General features: G+C 46.4%; 13 protein-coding genes. 10 read left to right on the top strand and 3 right to left on the bottom strand.

The annotated features are described in order from the left end of the window. From MHB71_RS14380 to MHB71_RS14355, 6 genes are all read left to right on the top strand, one after another. Positions 1-723: an HD domain-containing protein gene (locus MHB71_RS14380; protein WP_083656915.1), complete on the top strand. Its 723-nt coding sequence runs from the start codon at positions 1-3 to the stop codon at positions 721-723. Positions 724-1,023: 300 nt separating this feature from the next. Further along, positions 1,024-2,091 carry an aromatic acid exporter family protein gene (locus tag MHB71_RS14375; RefSeq protein ID WP_017689291.1) on the top strand — a complete coding sequence of 356 codons (1,068 nt, stop codon included), beginning with the start codon at positions 1,024-1,026 and terminating at the stop codon, positions 2,089-2,091. A 150-nt stretch (positions 2,092-2,241) separates the two neighbouring features. After that, complete coding sequence (locus MHB71_RS14370) at positions 2,242-2,733, top strand: pyridoxamine 5'-phosphate oxidase family protein (protein ID WP_340029995.1); 492 nt, start codon at positions 2,242-2,244, stop codon at positions 2,731-2,733. Positions 2,734-2,977: 244 nt separating this feature from the next. Then, positions 2,978-5,353: an RNA polymerase recycling motor HelD gene (gene helD / locus MHB71_RS14365; protein WP_340029994.1), complete on the top strand. Its 2,376-nt coding sequence runs from the start codon at positions 2,978-2,980 to the stop codon at positions 5,351-5,353. Positions 5,354-5,662: 309 nt separating this feature from the next. Beyond that, a complete protein-coding gene (locus tag MHB71_RS14360; protein WP_340029991.1) occupies positions 5,663-7,522 on the top strand; it encodes an adenine deaminase C-terminal domain-containing protein in 1,860 nt (619 codons plus the stop codon). Between the two features lie 385 nt (positions 7,523-7,907). Then, on the top strand, positions 7,908-8,828 hold the full coding sequence (locus MHB71_RS14355) for a hypothetical protein (RefSeq protein WP_340029990.1): 921 nt from the start codon (positions 7,908-7,910) through the stop codon (positions 8,826-8,828). A 176-nt stretch (positions 8,829-9,004) separates the two neighbouring features. Here the strand turns inward: MHB71_RS14355 and MHB71_RS14350 are convergent, their stop codons facing one another. Further along, positions 9,005-9,925: an AraC family transcriptional regulator gene (locus tag MHB71_RS14350; protein WP_100529349.1), complete on the bottom strand. Its 921-nt coding sequence runs from the start codon at positions 9,923-9,925 to the stop codon at positions 9,005-9,007. Between the two features lie 172 nt (positions 9,926-10,097). On the opposite strand from MHB71_RS14350, the gene yicI reads away from it, so the two are divergent. The 4 genes from yicI to MHB71_RS14330 all read left to right on the top strand — a co-directional run bounded on the left by yicI (position 10,098) and on the right by MHB71_RS14330 (position 17,857). Continuing rightward, the gene (gene yicI / locus MHB71_RS14345) at positions 10,098-12,416 is read left to right on the top strand and encodes an alpha-xylosidase (protein WP_100529350.1); all 2,319 of its coding nucleotides are present in this window, start codon (positions 10,098-10,100) and stop codon (positions 12,414-12,416) included. 75 nt (positions 12,417-12,491) lie between these two features. Continuing rightward, positions 12,492-13,502 carry an aminoglycoside phosphotransferase family protein gene (locus MHB71_RS14340; protein ID WP_100529351.1) on the top strand — a complete coding sequence of 337 codons (1,011 nt, stop codon included), beginning with the start codon at positions 12,492-12,494 and terminating at the stop codon, positions 13,500-13,502. Positions 13,503-13,521: 19 nt separating this feature from the next. Next, on the top strand, positions 13,522-16,473 hold the full coding sequence (locus tag MHB71_RS14335) for a glycoside hydrolase family 3 C-terminal domain-containing protein (protein ID WP_340029986.1): 2,952 nt from the start codon (positions 13,522-13,524) through the stop codon (positions 16,471-16,473). A gap of 82 nt (positions 16,474-16,555) precedes the next feature. After that, complete coding sequence (locus tag MHB71_RS14330) at positions 16,556-17,857, top strand: MFS transporter (protein ID WP_047842428.1); 1,302 nt, start codon at positions 16,556-16,558, stop codon at positions 17,855-17,857. A 160-nt stretch (positions 17,858-18,017) separates the two neighbouring features. Here MHB71_RS14330 and MHB71_RS14325 read toward each other — a convergent pair whose 3' ends face one another. Both MHB71_RS14325 and MHB71_RS14320 read right to left on the bottom strand, forming a co-directional pair. Beyond that, positions 18,018-19,361 (bottom strand): MFS transporter, encoded by a 1,344-nt coding sequence (locus MHB71_RS14325; protein WP_340029984.1) that lies wholly within the window; start codon positions 19,359-19,361, stop codon positions 18,018-18,020. Positions 19,362-19,391: 30 nt separating this feature from the next. After that, complete coding sequence (locus tag MHB71_RS14320) at positions 19,392-19,814, bottom strand: MarR family transcriptional regulator (protein WP_017689281.1); 423 nt, start codon at positions 19,812-19,814, stop codon at positions 19,392-19,394. Positions 19,815-19,929 lie beyond the last annotated feature (115 nt).

Here is a 19,929-nt window from a genome sequence, read left to right as displayed (position 1 = left end):
ATGTCAGAGAACCCTCTTCAACCTGGTGGGAATCTGCAAGAATTAGGGCACATGCATAATATAGATGGAATAACGGCAGGAGAGGCTGTTCTGCGCGCCGCCCGATCCTTTGTTCAAGGGGACTCATCCAAGCATAGTGATGGCCATGACTGGCCGCACATTGAACGGGTAACCGCACTTGCGGTTGAACTCGCTCACCGTATGGGTGCAGATCCATTTGTCTGCGAACTGGCTGCATTATTACATGATGTACCGGATGAGAAGCTGAATGAGAGCTTGGAAGCCGGGATGGCCAAACTGAATGACTGGCTGGATACCCAGCCTCTTGACCCGGATATACGTAATAAGGTTGTGGGTATTATTAGCACCATCTCATATGCGGGAGGACAGCGTCCTGCGGTCAGCTCGCTTGAAGCACAGGTTGTACAGGATGCGGATCGACTGGATGCATTGGGTGCGATTGGGATCGCGCGAACCTTTGCCTTTTCAGGTGCCAGAGGGCGCGAGATGTACGATCCTTCCCTTCCCCCACGGGAGCAGATGACCCGTGAGGAATATCGCAATGGGCGCAGCACAACGATAAATCACTTTTACGAGAAGTTGTTCAAGCTCAAGGATCTGATGAATACCTCCTATGGCAAGGAGCTGGCGGAACAGCGTCATGATTATATGGTGCAGTTTGTGGACCAGTTCAAAAGGGAATGGGAGGGCACGGACCGTTAGGCAGGCATAATAAGCATGAGTATTCCACAGAGGTATAATTAGTAACAGAGGCGAATCTTTGAAGTGGCGAAAATCCATTTTGAAGATTTGCTTCTTTTTGGGTTAATAATGTGTATTAACATACATAAAGGAATCAATTTCACAATACCTCTGACTTATGACATGGCAACGGAAGACCTTACATGGTACAATAAATCGTTCTCCTGAATGAATTCAGGCAAAAAAAGAAATATGGGGTAATAATGAACATGATTATCAAATGTAAAATTTCAGGTTCGGTAAAGAGGAGGGGTCATCACCATGTCGTTTGGTGCGCGTGTACTTAAGACGGGGATCGCGGTCACGCTTGCCTTGTACCTAAGCAGCCTGTTCTTGAACCCGCAATCTCCCGTGCCTGCCGCAATCGCGGCTATATTCGCCATGCAGCCTTCCATCTATCGTTCTTGGAAATACTTCCTGGATCAATTGCAAACGACCACGCTGGGAGCTATTGTCGCCCTGGTGGGGGGCATGGTGTTGTCCAATGAGCCAATCGCCGTTGGATTAATTATTGTACTTGTCATCATGATCTGTCTTAAATTGAATATGGGTGAGACGGTTGGCCTGACACTGGTCACGGTTGTATCCATTATGGAAGCCTCGGGTGACTGGCATTTTGCACTCAATCGTTTTCTGTTGACACTGGTTGGTATTGTATCGGCGTTTCTCATCAATATTACGGTATTTCCTCCGAAACCGAAGGTTCAGTTCGTGAAGCAGATCCATAGTGTATTCAGCGGTATGTCGTTGCTTCTGCGAACTTCGATCTCGGATGAGATCAAGGAAGTTGTATTCCGGGAGGAGAAAAGCAACCTGGGCGGTTCCATTAAGTCTTTGTCCGACAAGTATAACTTGTTCGAAGAGGAACAGAAAAAGATGAAACGTTCGAAATTCAGCGAAACTCGTCAGATGGTGGTCTACAAACAAATGCTGCTGAGTTTGCAAAAAGGGTACGAGGTGCTGGATTCGGTGGAACGCCACTATTTCCAGGCACCGCGGACAACGGCCATGGATCAGTTTTTTGACTCACATCTTGAACTGGTTATCAAATTCCATGAGCATGCACTGCTCAAGTTCGAGGATAAGCTGAAACCTAATGGGGAAGAGGCCGCACAGTTTGTATTGGATAATGACCGTTTCATGGAGCAGGCGATCACCCAGTTTGATATCGACAAGGAAGGGATGTTACGATTGTCCATCGTGGCAGCTGCCATTTATGATTACGGATATCAGTTGGAACGTCTGAATCGACTAGCCGAACATGTGCATAGCGCCAGTGAAGACAAAGAATCACAGGACAAAATTTTGAATTGGCTTAAGTGGCCTTAGGCATGATTCGTAATCAAAAGTAGACTTTTTGAACAACCTCTCTACGTGCGAATTGCGTACCTGCTTGGGGATCATATACAATGTAGTTACAACATAGCCCGGACAATCGTGTCCGGGTTGTTTTGTCATACATAGGGCTGAAGGGCATGAATGAATATTAACGAACTGAGGGATAGAGACATGATTATAGAGGAATTGGACGCTGAACTAATGGAGTGGTTGAGTGGGACAAATCTGGAGCATAAACAGCATGAAGCCATACAACTGCTGACCGTATCTGAGGATCAATGGCCGCATCAGGCGATGATCAGTATGGGGGAAGTGATTGCGATAAATTCGCATCAGCTTAGACTGGCTCTATGGCCAGGTACACAGACCAGTATGAACATGAGCAAAACAGGCAAGGCTACCTTGATTGCGGTTCAAGGACATCGATTGCTGCATATCCGTATAGAAGTAGAACGGCTGCCTGAGATGAAGGGGGCTGTTCATCCGAGAGATCGTTTTGGAGCACAAGTGCTTCAGGTACGTGTGGATCACGCGCCATATGCGGAGATCACTTCAGGAATAACCTTTCAATTAAAAGATGAACTTGGAGCAATTACACGCTGGAAAGAGACAATTGAAGAATTACGAAAGTAGGCAAGAGTAGCTAAGTCAGTTGAGTACCCGGTGATTGGGTAATAATGAAGAAGAAAACAACAAAAAACGCCTCCGCTTGCATCGGGACGTTGTCACTGGTACAATAAAAAATGGTTTTCAGAAAATTAGAACTAATTAACATATAATTAAAATGTTTACTTTCTAATAATTATACCATTGCCTTTTCGGGCTTGTCAAATGGGATTTTGAGGACACAATCCGGGGAAAGAGGGGCTATTAACATATGAGTACAGATCAGCAATGGATTAAGGAACAACAACGGGTCAACACCGTGACCGATCAGATCGAACGCAAGATCACAACGCTGGAAGATGAAGTTGGTTCCTTCCGTGACGAAGTGGTTGGCATGAGAAAAGATTTCTGGGACGAAGTCACGATGAACTTTAGCGAAGCGGATGATGTTGGGGAGACTTCAACCAGCATGCGGCAGCAGTCACAGGTACTGTCCGATCGGGAGCGCAGCCATCTCAATACAGCAGCTGCGTTGGATAAAATGAAACGACTGCATCATTCACCGTATTTTGGGCGCATTGATTTTAAGGAAGACGGATATCCAAATGCAGAACGCATTTATCTCGGCATTGCATCGTTGCTGGATGAGAAGGAAGAATCTTTTCTGGTCTACGACTGGCGTGCGCCAATCTCCAACCTGTATTATGACGGAGCACCGGGTCCAATCACGTATCATACACCCAGTGGGGAGATCAGCGGTGATATAGAGATGAAGCGACAGTTTGTCATTCGGGATGGTCGTATCCGGTTTATGTTTGACACAGGGGTCACGATTGGTGATGAGTTGTTGCAGGCCGTGCTCAGTCGAACTTCGGATGCACAGATGAAGAGTATTGTAGCGACCATTCAGAAGGAGCAAAACCGGATTATCCGTAATGACCGGACACGTATGCTCATTGTGCAAGGCGCAGCCGGCAGTGGCAAAACATCCGCGGCGCTCCAGCGTGTGGCATATCTTCTCTATAAATACCGCGAGCATCTGCAAGCAGATCAGATGGTTCTTTTTTCACCAAATCCAATGTTCAACAGTTATGTCTCCACGGTACTGCCTGAGCTTGGGGAGGAAAACATGTTGCAAACGACCTTCCAGGAGTATCTGGAGCGCCGTTTGGGTCGTGAATATCAACTGGAAGATCCGTTTATTCAGCTTGAATATGTACTTACGGGGACGGAAGATCCCGATTACGATGTTCGCATGTCCAGCATTCGCTTCAAGTCGTCCGAAACGTTCCTCAAGGTGATTACACGTTATAAGGAAAGTATGTTGTCAGGTGGTATGAAATTCAAGCCGGTTCGCTTCCAGGGCCGAGCGATTGTTACGTCAGAGGCTATGGCTGAGAAATTCTACAGTTTCGAGTCATCCGTTAAGCTGGTGAGTCGACTGGAGATGTTACGGGACTGGATGCTGAAAGAACTGTCTGCCTTTGGTAAAGGTGAACTGGATGCGCCTTGGGTTGATCAGCAGCTTGATCTGATGGAGCCGGAGGATCTGCAACGCGCGTATCAACGGTTGAAGCGCAAGCAAAAAGGAAAGACCCATACGTTTAATGACTTCGAGCAGGAAAGAGGGATTCTGGCACGTATGGTGGTCAGTGACCGACTCAAACCGTTGCGAAAATGGATTAAGTCCTTACGATTCGTTGATATAAGACAATTATATGCATATCTATTCAACGATCAGGCTCAGATGGAGCGATTGCTGGGTGACGAAGCGCTGCCTGCTCAATGGGATGAAATCTGTAAGATGACTTTACGCAGATTGAAGCTTCAGGAGTTGGCATATGAAGATATTACGCCATACTTGTACTTGCGTGAGCTTATGCTTGGATTCCATATTAACTCGAATATTCGTCATGTCATTATTGATGAAGCCCAGGATTATTCTGCGTTTCAGTTGGCATTCATGAAGAGATTGTTCCCACGGGCGAAAATAACAGCACTTGGTGACTTTAATCAGGCAATCTATGCCCACTCTTCAGTACTTAGTGGAACAGGACCCTTGACTAACCTGTACGGACCAGACAACACGGAAGTCATTGAGCTGACCAGAAGTTATCGATCTACCCGGGAGATCGTGGAGTTTACACGGGGCATGGTGCCTGGTGGGGAAGAGATTATTCCATTTAACCGCAGCGGTGAGAAACCTAAAGTGATCGTTTCTTCTGATTCAGAGCGTCATATGAATGTCATCACAACAGACCTCAAGCACTTGATTAAGGAAGGGTACGAATCGGTTGCAGTTATCTGCAAAACCGCCGAAGAGAGCAGAGACGTACATGCTGCATTGAGTAAGGCGCTGCCCACAGCACCGAAGTTAATCAAGAAAACGACGCTGGCTTTTGAGCAGGGTGTTCATGTCATCCCAGCGTATCTGGCCAAAGGTGTGGAATTCGATGCAGTCCTGATCTATGACGGCTCTGCGGAGCAGTATGCTCAGGAGCATGAACGCAAGTTGTTCTATACGGCTTGCACACGAGCGATGCATCTGCTGCACGTTTACTGCGTGGGCACACCTAGTCCGTTCATTACCGCCCAGTCGGAAGAAAAGTATGATCTTGGCAAGGTGTCTACTGCGCAAGTGGACTGACATAACACTTCATATGCATGAGGAAGGCTTCCGTTCAATGGAACGGGAGTCTTTTTGTATATGATACATAGATCAGGAAAAAGCTAGCTTAGCGAGGGAAGTATACGTGATGAGGCTACAGCCATTTAGATGATGGTATTGATAAAAATACCTAACGTGAATCCGTAAGGATTGGGTTTCATGGATAAATATGACTTGATAATTTGTATTCAAGCACAATCGATGTGATTTTTCTTTACACATGAGGTCCAGACTCATATAATCGTAACAATATATTTTTTTGGATCGTTTATTAAAGGAGGCAACAAAATGAACAAACCATCTTTTGAACGGCCACTTATGGCCGATTGTGTACCGGATCTGGTCGCTACAGCACGGGGAGATTTGCCAGCGACTTTGGTCATTCGGGGAGGTACGCTGGTAAACGTGATATCGGGTGAGATTTTACCTGAGATGTCCATAGCTGTACAGGGAGCTCGAATCGCTTATGTCGGTAAAGATGTAAGCCACACTATCGGAGAACATACGCGGATTATTGAAGCAAACGGTAAGTATATCGCTCCTGGTCTGCTGGATGGACACTGCCATATCGAAAGTACACAGATGAAAGTAACCGAGTTTGCGAGAGCGGTGTTGCCTTCAGGCACGACCGGAGGTTTCTTTGACCCTCATGAGATCTCTAACGTGCTTGGCCTTAAAGGTCTGAGACTGATGCTGGATGAAGCACGGACCACACCGATGGCAGCTTATATGCAGGTGGCTTCCTGTGTGCCTTCCACGCATCCAGGATTGGAGACAACAGGTGCTTATATCGGGCCTGAAGAGGTAGCTGAGGCTCTTTCCTGGGGGCCGGACATGATTGGTCTTGGTGAAGTGATGAACTTCCCTGGAGTGGTCTATGGGGATGAGACGATGATCGGTGAGATACAGGCAACGCTCCGGGCAGGTAAAGTGGCAGACGGTCATTTCACCTGGGCTGCAGATGACTGGCGTCTGCCAGCCTACGCAGCGAGTGGTGTTACAGGGGATCATGAATGTGTGACCAAGGAAGATGTGGTTGAACGTCTGCGACTCGGGATGTACGCGAAGATGCGCCAAGGTTCGGCATGGCATGATGTGGCTGAGACGATCAAAGCCTGCACTGAGCTTGGACTGGATACACGCCGGATGATGCTGGTGACCGATGACCGAAGTTCTGAATCCTTGCTCAAAGAAGGGCATATGGATTTTGTTGTTCGTCTCGCAATCTCCCAAGGGGTGAAGCCGGTTACGGCTTTCCAGATGGCTACCATTAACACGGCTGAGCGTTTCGGAGTTGCGCGCGACATTGGTGCGGTTATTCCGGGCAATATAGCTGATATTATTCTGCTAGACGGCCGGTTGGCGGATGTACGTGTGGGCATGACGATTGCTGCCGGGCAAGTTGTAGCCGAGAACGGGAAAATGACGGCGGTCTGGGACAGCTTCACGTACCCTGAGGAAGCGCTGAACACGGTGAAGTTAGAAGCTAATATTCAGCCAGAAGATCTGGAATTGGCTGCACCGATTGCAGAGGGAACGATTGGTGCCAAAATCATTCATGTGACAGAGAATCATGTGGATACGAAGGAAAAACACCTGCCTGTTACCGTAGAGAACGGCAAGGTTGTGGTTTCAACTTCAGGGGAAGTATGCAAAATTGCGGTATTGGAACGTCACAAACAAACCGGGAATCGAGCGGTAGCGCTTGTTGGAGGCATCGGCTTCACATCACCTGCAGCGATTGCGATGACAGTTGCTCATGATAGTCACAACCTGTTGATTATCGGTAATGATGATGCATTAATGGCTGAAGCCGGCAATCGCGTCATTCGTATGCAGGGCGGGGTGGCCGTGGTAACGGCAGCAGGGGTAACCGAACTCCCGCTACGGATTGCAGGTTTGATGTCAACTGAGTCTTTTGAAGTCGTTGCAGCCCAATCGGCAGCAGTCAGTGAAGCTTTACAGTCCGCAGGATGTACGTTGAATAATGCGTTCATGACGCTTTCGTTGCTCGCGCTGGTTGTGATTCCAGAATTACGTTTGTCCGACAAGGGGCTTGTGCGGATCTCGGCAGAAGGTATTGAACTGGTGTCTCTTTTCGATGAAGTGGTTGACAATACACCGGTAGCTCCATCGGGTAATGAATGAACGGAAATGTCGACGAGGCATCATTAAATAGGGTTCCATATAAAGCCGCCTTAGGGCGGTTTTTTGGTTTATTTTGAGAGAAAACGCTTTCTAGGTCTTCTGGAGCTTGGTGTACATATGGCAATAATGACTGAAGTCATGCTGGAATAAGGATTGAATTTGAAAATAATAAATAATTGTGACTTTTGAACTATACATACAGAACTACGAATTCCCGAAATATAGTTATATGATTCTTTCGTCGTAAGTCTTAAAGATGATATTGCATATAAAAGCAATCCGAATTCGTCGTACCTAATAAGTATCCATTAAATGAATATGAAACGACACAATTTCATCCAGATTTGCACGTCAGAGCTGATAACTTCAGAGGGAGTGTACAAATATGAAAAGCAAAAGGGGTTACCGTTTTATCTTATTACTGAGTTGTTTGATCTTGTGTGCGAGTACAGCCTGTTCTTCGAAAGCCGTTGCCATTGGTTCTGTGGATAGTTATGAAACGATTCATGGTAACCTTGATGTGCCGGTAAGAGCGACGTGGGTGTGGGACACAACCCAGATTCGAAGCAATCCTCAAGAGGTTTTAAATTACGCTACAGCGAATAAGATCAATACGATCTATCTGCAGATGAACCGGGATGTAAAAATTCCTGATTATAAAAGTTTTATCCGTCAGGCCAGAGCCAAGAACATTGCGGTTGACGTCATGGATGGAAGATCAGCGTGGGGATTGACGGAAAGTCGGGAACAGATTGCATCTTTCCTGGACTGGATCGAGGCATATCAGGCGCAGGCGTTGTCCAATGAGAAATTTGCTGGTATTCATCTGGATATTGAGCCACATGTGCACCCGCAATGGAAAATCAATCAAGCCAGTGTGATTACGCAGTGGCAAGGCAATGTGGAGTACATTGTTGAGCGAGCTTCACGGATGAAGATGCCAGTAGCGGCTGATCTGCCTTTCTGGCTTGATAACTACAAGATTCCGGGTTCCACGATGGCCGTAAGCAGTTGGATGATTCGCAAGTTTGATTCCATCACCATTATGGCTTACCGCGATACAGCTGCTGCAATCTATAGTGTAGCGAAGGATGAACTTGCGGAAGCAGCTCTGCTTGGCAAGACGATCTCAATCGCCGTGGAAACAAAGCAAAGTAAGGAAGGTGACTTCATTACTTTTTATGAAGAGGGATCTGCTTATATGGAAGCACAATTAAAATTGGTCGAAAAAATGGCTTCAGTACATGCGTCCTTTAACGGTTTCTCCGTACATGAGTACACTTCATGGAAGACACTGAAAAAGTGAGAAACTGTTAAGCTTCAAAGCGTAAGGCTGATAGCAGCGAATGAGATGAGTTCTAACTGAGCCAGTGTGGCTCAGATCAGATCGTTACCTCACTCGTTCCCAGGAAAGTTGATAAAGTAGATAAAGAAGGTGCTTGCAGCTGAATAGCTGTGAGCACCTTCTTCTTTTACACCCTTTTACACCTGTACCAGGGCAGACTCCACTCCTACGTTCTCATAGAACATTTTGCGATACTGTGAAGGTGTAGTGGCTTTATGCTTTTTAAATGTAGTGATGAAGTAGCTTAGATGCTCGAAACCCACATCCATGGCGATATCAACAATTTTGTGATCCGTATTCTCAAGCTGAACGCAGGCCTGCTGAACACGGTAATAGTTAATGTAATCAACAGGTGTTTTCTGCACCATTTGTTTGAAGAAACGACAGAAGTGTCCTTCACTCATATTGGCCTCATCGGCCAGTTCTTTCAGCTTTAATGGTTCAGGATACCGTTTGTGAATATAACTGAGCACGGATTTCAGGCGCTCTACCTTGTCATGACTCCCTGTAGCCACAGTGCCTTTGAGCGGAGCAGGTCTCATATGTTCGAACATTCGGGCAAATATGAGGTACAGGTACGCTTTTGTTGACATTTCACACGTTTCGGTTCGGGTAGCATGGTCTGCAAATATGCGTTTCAGGAGATCCAGAATTTCTTGTCCCCAGTTCTCATCTGCCTTGATATGACTGGGGGGAATCACCGTTTTGCGTACCAGTGGACCGATGAATTTCTCTTGGACCGTATCGAAGGCACGGCTGCCAAGCAGTTCGGGATTAAATACAATGGAAGAGAATACGCAGGGCACATCGCCCTTCAGATACCCCGCATGAATCTCACCTCGATTGATGAAAATGGCTTCTCCAGCTTGAACCTCAATGGTGTTCATATCAATTTGAAAGACGGCGCAGCCCTGGGTCACCATGGTGAACTCCATCTCATCATGCCAATGGCAATCCAGAATGCTATCCCCGTTCAGTTGTTGAATATCCGGGTACACACTGACGGGATACATGGCATTGCCGTGAATCCGGTCTTCCCGTAATCGTTCACGTTCCATATCAGATTCTCCTTTTGTATCATTATTAATGTAATCGTTTCCATAGATTGGTGGTGATGTTCAAGAATCGGATGTTTATTATCAAAATCGTGATATATTTGGTCAAAATAAGAGAAGAAATTCGTTATTAATATCAATATTATTATAATATAACCAAAGGGGGAAACAAAACATGAAATTTACTGATGGATTCTGGATGACTCGTGAAGGGTACCAGATTCAAAACCCGACTGACATTCGTGATATTGTGCAAAAAGATAATTCTGTGACCGTATATGCGGCAACTAAATATATTCGTTCCAAAGGTGACACGTTGAATGGTACATTGCTTAAAGCAACATACAGCTCACCTATGCCAAACGTTATTCGTGTAACCTTGAATCATCATAAAGGCGGCGTGAAAAAAGGGCCTGTATTTGAGCTTAACACACAAGAAGCCAACGTTGAGATCTCAAAAAATGAACAAGGTGCTGTTTTGAAAAGTGGCAACCTGGAAGTTCAAATCGACAAAACAAACGGTTGGGATATTAGCTTCCTATATGGAGGAAAACGGATTACTGGTAGCGGTCAAAGAGCGGCTGGTTATATTACAGGTCCAAGCAAGGAAGCGTACTTCCGCGAGCAGCTTGATCTCGGTATTGGTGAATACGTTTACGGACTTGGTGAGCGCTTCACACCGTTTGTTAAGAATGGCCAAATCGTAGATACCTGGAATGAGGACGGCGGTACAAGCAGTGAGCAGTCCTATAAAAACATTCCGTTTTATTTGTCCAATAAAGGATATGGCGTATTTGTAAACCATCCGGAACGCGTATCGTATGAGATTGCATCCGAGAATGTATCTAAAGTTCAGTTCAGCGTAGAAGGCGAGACGTTGGAGTACTTCATTATCGGCGGTGACAATCCTAAGGATGTACTTGATAATTATACGAAATTAACAGGTAAACCAGCGCTTCCACCGGCATGGACTTTTGGTCTGTGGCTGACAACGTCATTCACAACGGATTATGATGAAGCAACGGTTAATCATTTCGTAGATGGTATGGCTGAACGTGATCTTCCACTTTCTGTATTCCATTTTGACTGCTTCTGGATGAAGGAATACCAATGGTCTGATTTCGTATGGGATGAAGCGATGTTCCCGGATCCGGAAGGCATGCTTGCACGTCTAAAAGAGAAGGGCCTTAAAATCTGTGCTTGGATCAATCCATATATTGCAGAAAAATCCTACTTGTTCGATGAAGGTATGGAGAACGGTTATCTGGTGAAAACAGCCGATGGCAGCGTATGGCAATGGGATATGTGGCAAGCAGGTATGGCTCTGGTTGACTTCACGAATCCGGATGCTGTGAACTGGTATAAGAGTAAGCTGGAAGTCCTGCTGGATCAAGGTGTAGATTCCTTCAAGACTGACTTTGGTGAAAGAATTCCGACAGATGTTGTGTACTTCGATGGTTCTGATCCGGTTAAAATGCACAACTATTATACACAGCTCTATAACAAAGCTGTATTTGAATTGCTCGAAGAGAAGATTGGCAAAAACGAAGCTGCCTTGTTTGCACGCTCTGCAACAGCAGGTGGTCAACAATTCCCGGTTCACTGGGGCGGAGACTGCTCTTCAACGTATGAATCCATGGCTGAATCCCTTCGGGGCGGCTTGTCGCTCGGACTTTCCGGTTTCGGATTCTGGAGCCATGATATCAGTGGTTTTGAAAGCACAGCGAGCCCTGATGTCTACAAACGTTGGGTACAATTCGGACTGTTATCTTCACACAGTCGCCTGCACGGAAGCACTTCGTATCGTGTGCCTTGGTTGTTTGATGAGGAATCCGTGGACGTTGTTCGTGACTTTACCAAACTCAAAATCAGCCTGATGCCGTACCTGTACAATTCTGCGGTGGAGTCAACGGTAAAAGGGATTCCGATGATGCGCGCTATGCTGCTGGATTTCCCAGAGGACCCAACAACATACAGCCTGGATACGCAATATATGTTTGGCGATTCAATTCTGGTGGCTCCGATCTTCAACAAAGAGGGTGATGTGCGTTACTACCTGCCTGAAGGAACTTGGACGAACTATCTGACTGGAGCGAAAGTACAAGGTGGACGCTGGATCAGTGAAAACCATGACTTCAAAACACTGCCAATGATGGTTAAACCAAACAGCCTGATCGCTGTCGGTGCTGTGGATAGTAAACCGGATTATGACTTTGCAAATGATGTGTCCTTGCACTTGTTCGAACTGGCTGATGGTCAAACGGCTCAAGCTGTTGTTGTGAACCAAGCAGCTGAACAGGAGCTGACAGTTAACGTTACACGTAATGGATCAGTGCTGGATGTTCGTGCTGAAGGTGCGGGCAAACCATGGAGCTTGGTACTTCGCGGCATTGAGAGTGTATCCAGCGTTGAAGGTGGTTCCCAAGTGTCTGGTGCAAATGGTGTTGTTGTTACAGCAGCAACAGGCGCAAGCGCGCTTACAATCCAACTGTAAAATGATATAGTAAAAGAAAAGGACGGTGCCGAAAGGTGCCGTCTGTTTGTCTACGATGATAGGAGATTGAATGAAATGAGTACAATGAATTCGGGTTTGCACTGTACGATATCAGCAGAGATGCTGCATCAACTGGTAGAAATTCATTTTGGAAGCGATACCAAAGTGAAGGAGTTTGGTCTCCTGCAAGGTGGACTTTTTAATACAACGTATCGGATTCACCTTGAACATACATCCTATACGGATGTGATTTTACGTTTGGCACCAGAGCGGGGAGAGATGGAGGCTGGTTCTGCGGCTGATCCACTTTTTTCTTTTGAACGCACGATGATGGCGGCTGAACCGATTGTGTATGAATATTACCGTAACGCAGGCATTCCTGCTCCCAACATTATCGCCTGTGATGACAGCGGATCAATCATCCCAAGAACGTACATGTTTATGGAGTTTATCCCGAGTAAGCAGCTGGATCACGCATCAATTTCAGATATAAACAAAGAGCGATTGTACCATCAGCTTGGCGCCTATACCGCCATCATGCATCAGATCGAGGGTACATCGTTTGGCTGGCCGCAGGGGGATGGGACGATTAAAGGCTCGGATCAATGGTCCGAGGTGCTGCACTCTTTTGCAGAAGAAACAGCACTTAAAGCGGCACGAGCCGATTATATGTCAGGTGTGGGAGAAGATATCGCTGCTATTTTCATCAAAAATAAAGACTTATTTGATCAAGTGACCCGCCCGGTACTCGTTCATAATGACCTGTGGGAAGCAAATGTACTTGTTCATCAGGAAAACGGTGAGCTGAACATTGCGGCCATCATTGACGGAGATCGTTCCATGTTTGCCGACAGGGAGTTTGAAGCCATATTGTCGTCAGAATCGGTGGCTTTTCATGAAGGATATGATCGTCCATTGGACTCATCCGCTGAAGGACAGGCACGCAGGCTTGCCTATCGAATACTGTCTTCGTATTTTAATGCCTACGTTCATGAACATCAGGTCAATCAACCTGAAGATGGTCAGAAGTATCACCAGCGCACGCTGGATTTACTGGAGCAATGGAAGCAACTTGGACTTAACTAATTCGCAGGGGGAATGAAGGATGAAGGAGTATCATCAATACCCGATGTGGGATGCGTCACTTTCACTTGAGGAAAGGTTGGATGACCTGATTGCACGATTGACCACCGAGGAGAAGATCAGACTAATTCCTACACGCGAAGCAGCTGTACCAAGACTGGGCATTCCAGCCTACAACGTTGGGGGCGAAGCTGCTCACGGAGTTGCATGGAAAGGGGAGGCAACGGTATTTCCGCAACCACTCGGTCTATCAAGTACCTGGAATACAAGGCTCATGCGGGAGATTGGTTCAGTCATTGGCGATGAAGCGAGGGCATACCATCACCGTAATCCTGAAGTTCACGGGTTAACATTGTGGGCACCAACGGTTGATCTGGAACGTGACCCACGTTGGGGCAGAACGGAAGAGGGATATGGCGAGGACCCGGTCCTCACGGGAGAAATGTCGGCGGCTCTCGTCAAAGGTATGCAGGGGAATGATCCTTTTTATCTGAAAATGGTCGCGACATTGAAACATTTTTTTGCCAATAATAATGAGAAAGATCGGCTGAATTGTTCACCCAGCATTGATCCGCGCAATCTGCGGGAATATTATTTAAAAGCATTTGAGACACCATTTGTGGAAGGCGGAGCTTTGTCCATGATGACAGCTTACAATTCCATCAATGGTACACCTGCCATTGAGAGTCCATTTGTGAATGATGTGGTTAAGGGTGAGTGGGCGATGCCAGGTTTCATTGTATGTGATGGTGGAGACCTGTCACAGACGGTGAATTATCATGGTTATCATACCAGTCATGCCGAATCAGCAGCAGGTGCGTTGAAGGCAGGAGTGGATTGTCTTACAGATGAAGTTGATCTTGTTGTATCTGCTCTGGAAGAGGCTCTTGACCGGAATCTGTTGGAAATAGTTGATTTGGACAGAGCGATCCGGAACATCTTTGGTGTGCGAATGCGACTTGGACAACTCGATCAGTCCGGGCTCAATCCATATGCGTCTATTCCCGAGTCGGTATTATGTGCACCGGAACATGCCAAACTTAGTTATCGTGCCGCTGCCGAATCGATTGTTTTGCTCCAAAATGATGGATTGCTTCCGTTGCAGCCAGAAGTGTTGCAGAAAATCAGTGTGATTGGACCACTTGCGGATGTTGTCTATACCGATTGGTACAGTGGCACATTGCCTTATCGAGTATCCGTCCTCGATGGATTGCGCAATCGGCTACCTGAAGCAGACGTGACCTATATGGATGGGAATGACCGTATTCAGCTGAAGACAACAAACGGTCAGGTTATAACCTTGGGTGTGGAAGGTACACTCGTCGCTATACCGGAAGTCAGTGCACCTACTGCCGCCGAATTTGAACATCAGGATTGGGGTTGGGGAAGTCATACGCTGAGAAGTGTAAACAATAATCGATACGTTAGTTTAACCGAGCAAGGCATATATCAGGCAAACGCACCGGAGATTGGTGGCTGGTTTGTGAAGGAAGTTGTTCGAATAGATCCTCTAACGGATGGAAGTAACACCTTACGGACGTGGAACGGTATTCCTGTTGGACTGAGCGAATATCAGGGACAGTCTGCTGTATCACCACTCCGGCCACAAGGAGAACAAACTACAGCTACAGGTACAAATCCGAATGATGTTGGTGACTCTGGACACGCAATTCAATCACCAGGTAATACACAGAGACCTTCTGCATTCAATATTGATATTGTGAAACGCGGAATACAACAAGCCGTAGAAGCTGCACGTGGCAGTCAGGCATCTGTCGTTGTTGTTGGCAACAGCCCATATATCAACGGCAAAGAAGAAATTGACCGCCCAAGTCTGCTGCTTCCGCCGAGTCAGGTCGAGCTTGTCAAAGCCGTGTGTGAAGCCAATCCCAATACAGTGGTTGTCATTATGGGCAGTTATCCATTTGCCTTGCAGGAGTTGAAAGGTATTGCCCGCGCAATCGTTTATATGACACATGCAGGTCAGGAATTGGGGAACGCGCTTGCAGACGTGCTGTTAGATTATTATGCCCCGGCAGGCAGATTGAATATGACATGGTATGAAGACGAATCACAGCTTCCTGACATGATGGATTATGACATCATTCAGAATGGCATGACTTATATGTATCATGAAGGACCGGTTCAATATGCATTTGGTCATGGCCTGACGTATTCCGAATTCGAATACGAAGCGATTCGTGTAAGTCGCAGTGCTTCGGCGGAATCCACCACCACAGATCAATTGAAGATTGAGGTGGAGGTACACAATAAGGGTGAACGTGACAGTGATGAAGTTGTTCAGATCTATGGATCTTCATATACCTCCCGAGTGAAACGTGCTCAGAAGCAACTGCTTGCTTTCCGTCGTGTTCATGTCAAAGCAGGGACGCGTGTTACGATAAGTTTCGAGGTTCCTGTTCAGAAGCTTGCGCTATGGGATGTTACCCGAGATCGATACTGCCTGGAGACAGCGACCTGGGCTATCCTGGCAGGGCGTTCTTCCGCAGATATACGTCAGTCGGCTGATATTAAAATTGAAGGTGAGACGATTCCTGATCGTCCGCTGCACTTGCTTACCTTTGCGGAGAATTACGATGCTTGTGCAGGTGTTCTACTGGATGAATGTCTGGAAGGACGTTCGGCAGTTCGGGCAATCACTCCGGATGAATCTTTATATCGAGAGGGTCAGTCGTCTTGGATCTCTTTCAACCATAATGCTGTTCAAGAAGTACAAGGATTTGAAGCCAGAGTGGCAGCTTTTGGAGAAGAGGGAAGACTGGAGATTCGTTCCGGAGGACTGAAAGGCGAACTGCTCGGTGTGTGTGAAGTTTCTGGACCTGGAGGCAGTGTGAATGGGAAAGATATCAAGTGGACAACAGTTCAGTGTTCGCTAGAGGCCCCACATAAGGTGAATGAGCTATATATTGTCTTCAAAGGTGGAGCAGCGTTACGGCACTTTAGATTGTTGTAGTTGTAGCGTGTCCTGAATAATCAACCTCCGAAACAAGCACAATAATGCTATTGTGTGTAGAATCTGTAAAGGTGGTTGTGGTATGAACGATAAAAAGTGGGACCTCGTCGCACTTGCTTCCATCCCTTTAATTATGACCTTGGGTAATTCCATGCTTATACCGATCCTGCCACAGATTGAACGTGAGTTGAAGGTATCTGCATTTAAGGTCAGTATGCTCATTACAGTCTACGCTGTAGTTGCCATCCTGCTTATTCCTCTTGCAGGGTACTTGTCGGATCGTTTTGGCAGAAAAGCAGTTATCATTCCCAGCCTCGTTATTGCAGCCGTCGGAGGTGCTGTCGCTGGTGTGGCAGCATGGATGCTGAACGGAAACATAGCCTACTGGACCATTCTGGGTGGCAGGTTATTGCAGGGAATAGGTGCTGCGGGCGCATTTCCTATTGTTATCCCGTTGGTTGGGGACATGTTTAATGATGAGAATGAAGTAAGCAAAAGTCTGGGTATCATTGAGACCTCGAATACGTTTGGTAAAGTCATAAGTCCGATTCTGGGTGCAGCGCTGGCAGTCTGGTTCTGGTATGCGCCATTCATGGCTATTCCTATACTTTGTGTGCTTTCGCTGGTTCTTGTTATTTTCCTGGTGAAGACTCCTAGGAAAAAAGAAAAGCCTCCCACCTTTACGGAATTTGTGGCATCCATTCGTGACGTATTAAAAGAAAAGGGACGCTGGTTGTATGCGTTGTTTGCAATCGGTGGTATTTGCATGTTTGTCATCTTTGGTGTGTTATATTATCTATCCGAGACGCTGGAGAGCGAATTTGCCCTGAAAGGTGTACTTAAAGGACTTGTCCTTGCGATTCCGCTGGCAGCGTTATGTCTTTCTTCTTTCCTGGCAGGGAAGTGGATTGGGAAGAACAAAACGCGAATGAAATGGCTTGGCTTCACAGGACTTGCGCTTCTGACGGTATCCCTTGGCGTTATAGGTTTATTCGATAATATCTATGTTGTAGTAGGTCTTTTCACATTGGGAAGTGCCGGAATAGGTGCAACGTTACCATGTCTGGATGCATTGATTACAGAAGGCGTGGATAAAAAACAGCGGGGCACAATCACGGCTCTGTTCAGCAGCATGCGATTCATTGGGGTATCTCTCGGTCCGCCTGTAGTTTCTTTGCTGATCGGTTCTCATCATTTCCTGCTTTTTGGTGTGCTCGCTGCGTCTGGCGCAGTGGGCGGATTGCTAACCTTATTTGCAGTTAAACCGGATAAGGGAGATCAACCTACTTCAGGAAGCAAGCAGAAACAGGATGAAACATTTAATGATGTGATTGAGACGAGTAGAGGGTATGCTCCCATAGGTCGCAAGAAAAGTCCATTTTAGATAGACGGTGCTGAATGCTGCGTTCATATCCATGCTGTCTTAAGTTTAACATTCAGAGCTGTTCCAATAAAAAACGCGTTTACGCCTAAGAAAGCGGATGAATTTGCTTTCTCGGTGTAAACGTGTTTCTCGTTTCTATGAGCAGAATGACCTTAACCAATCATTCGTGTTTGCTTTTATTTGACTGGCTTGTTTCGGTGTTGCCGGCTCCAGATTCTGAATTCTTGGATTGATCTTGAGGTGGTTCCGTTGCGGTAATATGAGTATGAGCGAGCAGAGCATGAGGTTCAATGGAGAAGCTGCCGCTTCGTTTTCCCTGAATCAGATATATAAGCAAGAACAGAATCATAAACATCACGGAATATCGATACATATCGGTATAACTGGTTATGGCCGCAATGGCACCAAGAAGAAGGGCACCGGTCGCAATACCCAGATCCAGCGAGTTTAAAAACATACCATTAGCCATACCCCGTTGAGTAGGAGATACAACTTGAATCATCCAGGTCTGGAGAGACGACTGCATGGAACCATAACCGATTCCGTAGACAAAGGCAGCAATGAACAGGAGGGACATGGAGGTTGCATACGAGAGCAGAATGAGGCCAGCAGCAACGAATATTGCCCCTGGAATGAGCAGTGCTTTTGGACCTTTATTGTCATAGATCCGTCCTGCAAATGGTCTAACCAATAACACGGCGAGTGCATTGAACAAAAAGAATAGCGCAGGATTGGCCAGATTGGCTTCCTTACCATACAAAACGATGAATCCGACAAGCCCACCATAGGTGATGGATAATAGGCAATTCAGCACACTGGGCAGAATCAGCTTGCGGTTGAAAGGTGCCTTCTGTTTTGGGTTGGACCCTGAAGCACTTGTTGTGGCTTGTGGCATGATGGTTGTACTGTTATCGGTTCTGACTGCTTTTTTGCGTGTCAGCGAATAACTCAGTGGATAGATCACAGCGAGCACACCCGCAGTACATAACATCAGGGTTACAAAACCTGCTCCCTGGAGCAGAGTGACCCCAATGATTGGCCCCATAGACATAGCCAGGCTAGTTGATAGACCAAAGTAACCCATACCTTCACCCATTCGTTTGACGGGCACAATGTCCGAGGCCATCGTTGGAAAAGCGGTACTGCTCATACCAAACCCGATACCAAACAACATTCTGAGCAACAAGAGCACAGCTATGCCTGCAGCAAAATAATAGCCGAGCGTTGCCAGCAGGGCTACGGACAGGCCTATATAGATCATGGCGTTACGAAGACCCTTCTCCAGTGCTTTCGCGGAATAGAGACGGGCTGCTATGGCACTTAGTGCAAAAAGACAGGTGAATAAACTTACTTCAAATGCATTGGCGTGAAATCGCTCCTGAACGTAGGACGGAAGCGGAGAGACAATCATGTGCAGTTGCAAGAACAACAAGAAGTTGCACAGCATCAGCAGTATAAAATCGGTAGTCCATAGTCTAACTTGTTGTGTAGATTGTTCTTTCATGATGATGTATTCCCCCTGAGTTGTGATTCATTACAAGTTGCGGTTAATGAGGGAAAGAGTATGTTTAAATGCTTCCATCTGGTCTTCGGATATACCTTCAGCAAGTTCTTTATTCATTTCTCTTTCAATCGGAACGAGGATATCAATTAACGCTTTGCCTTCCGTGGTGAGATATAACAGATAGGCTCTGCGATCCTGTTCGCTGGTCCGGCGTTCTACCCAGCCTTTTTTCTCAAGCAAATCAATAATCCGCGCAGTGGTGGGTTGGTCTTTGAAGACACGTGCAGCGAGCTCCTTCTGATTCACACCTTCACCGCGGTCAACATTAAAGAGAACAGAAAATTGCTCTGTCGTAATATCATAAGGTTTGAATCGCGTCGCAAGTAAAGCTACAGCTTTACGATGTGTGAAACCCAGCATGAATCCAACAGATTGTTCCAGTGTATAGTCCATGTGATTGCTAGACCTCACTTCCATAATAAAATGTCCCAATTAATTAGTTGTTACAACAACTATATGTCAAACAAGTATTTTTGTCAAAATGAAATATTCTCATATCGAACTTACG

Origin of the sequence: Paenibacillus sp. FSL H7-0940 (assembly GCF_037979415.1) — a bacterium.
GTDB classification, from domain to species: domain Bacteria; phylum Bacillota; class Bacilli; order Paenibacillales; family Paenibacillaceae; genus Paenibacillus; species Paenibacillus amylolyticus.
Note: the sequence above shows the minus strand (reverse complement) of the source record. Positions and strands in the feature narration are given on the sequence as shown.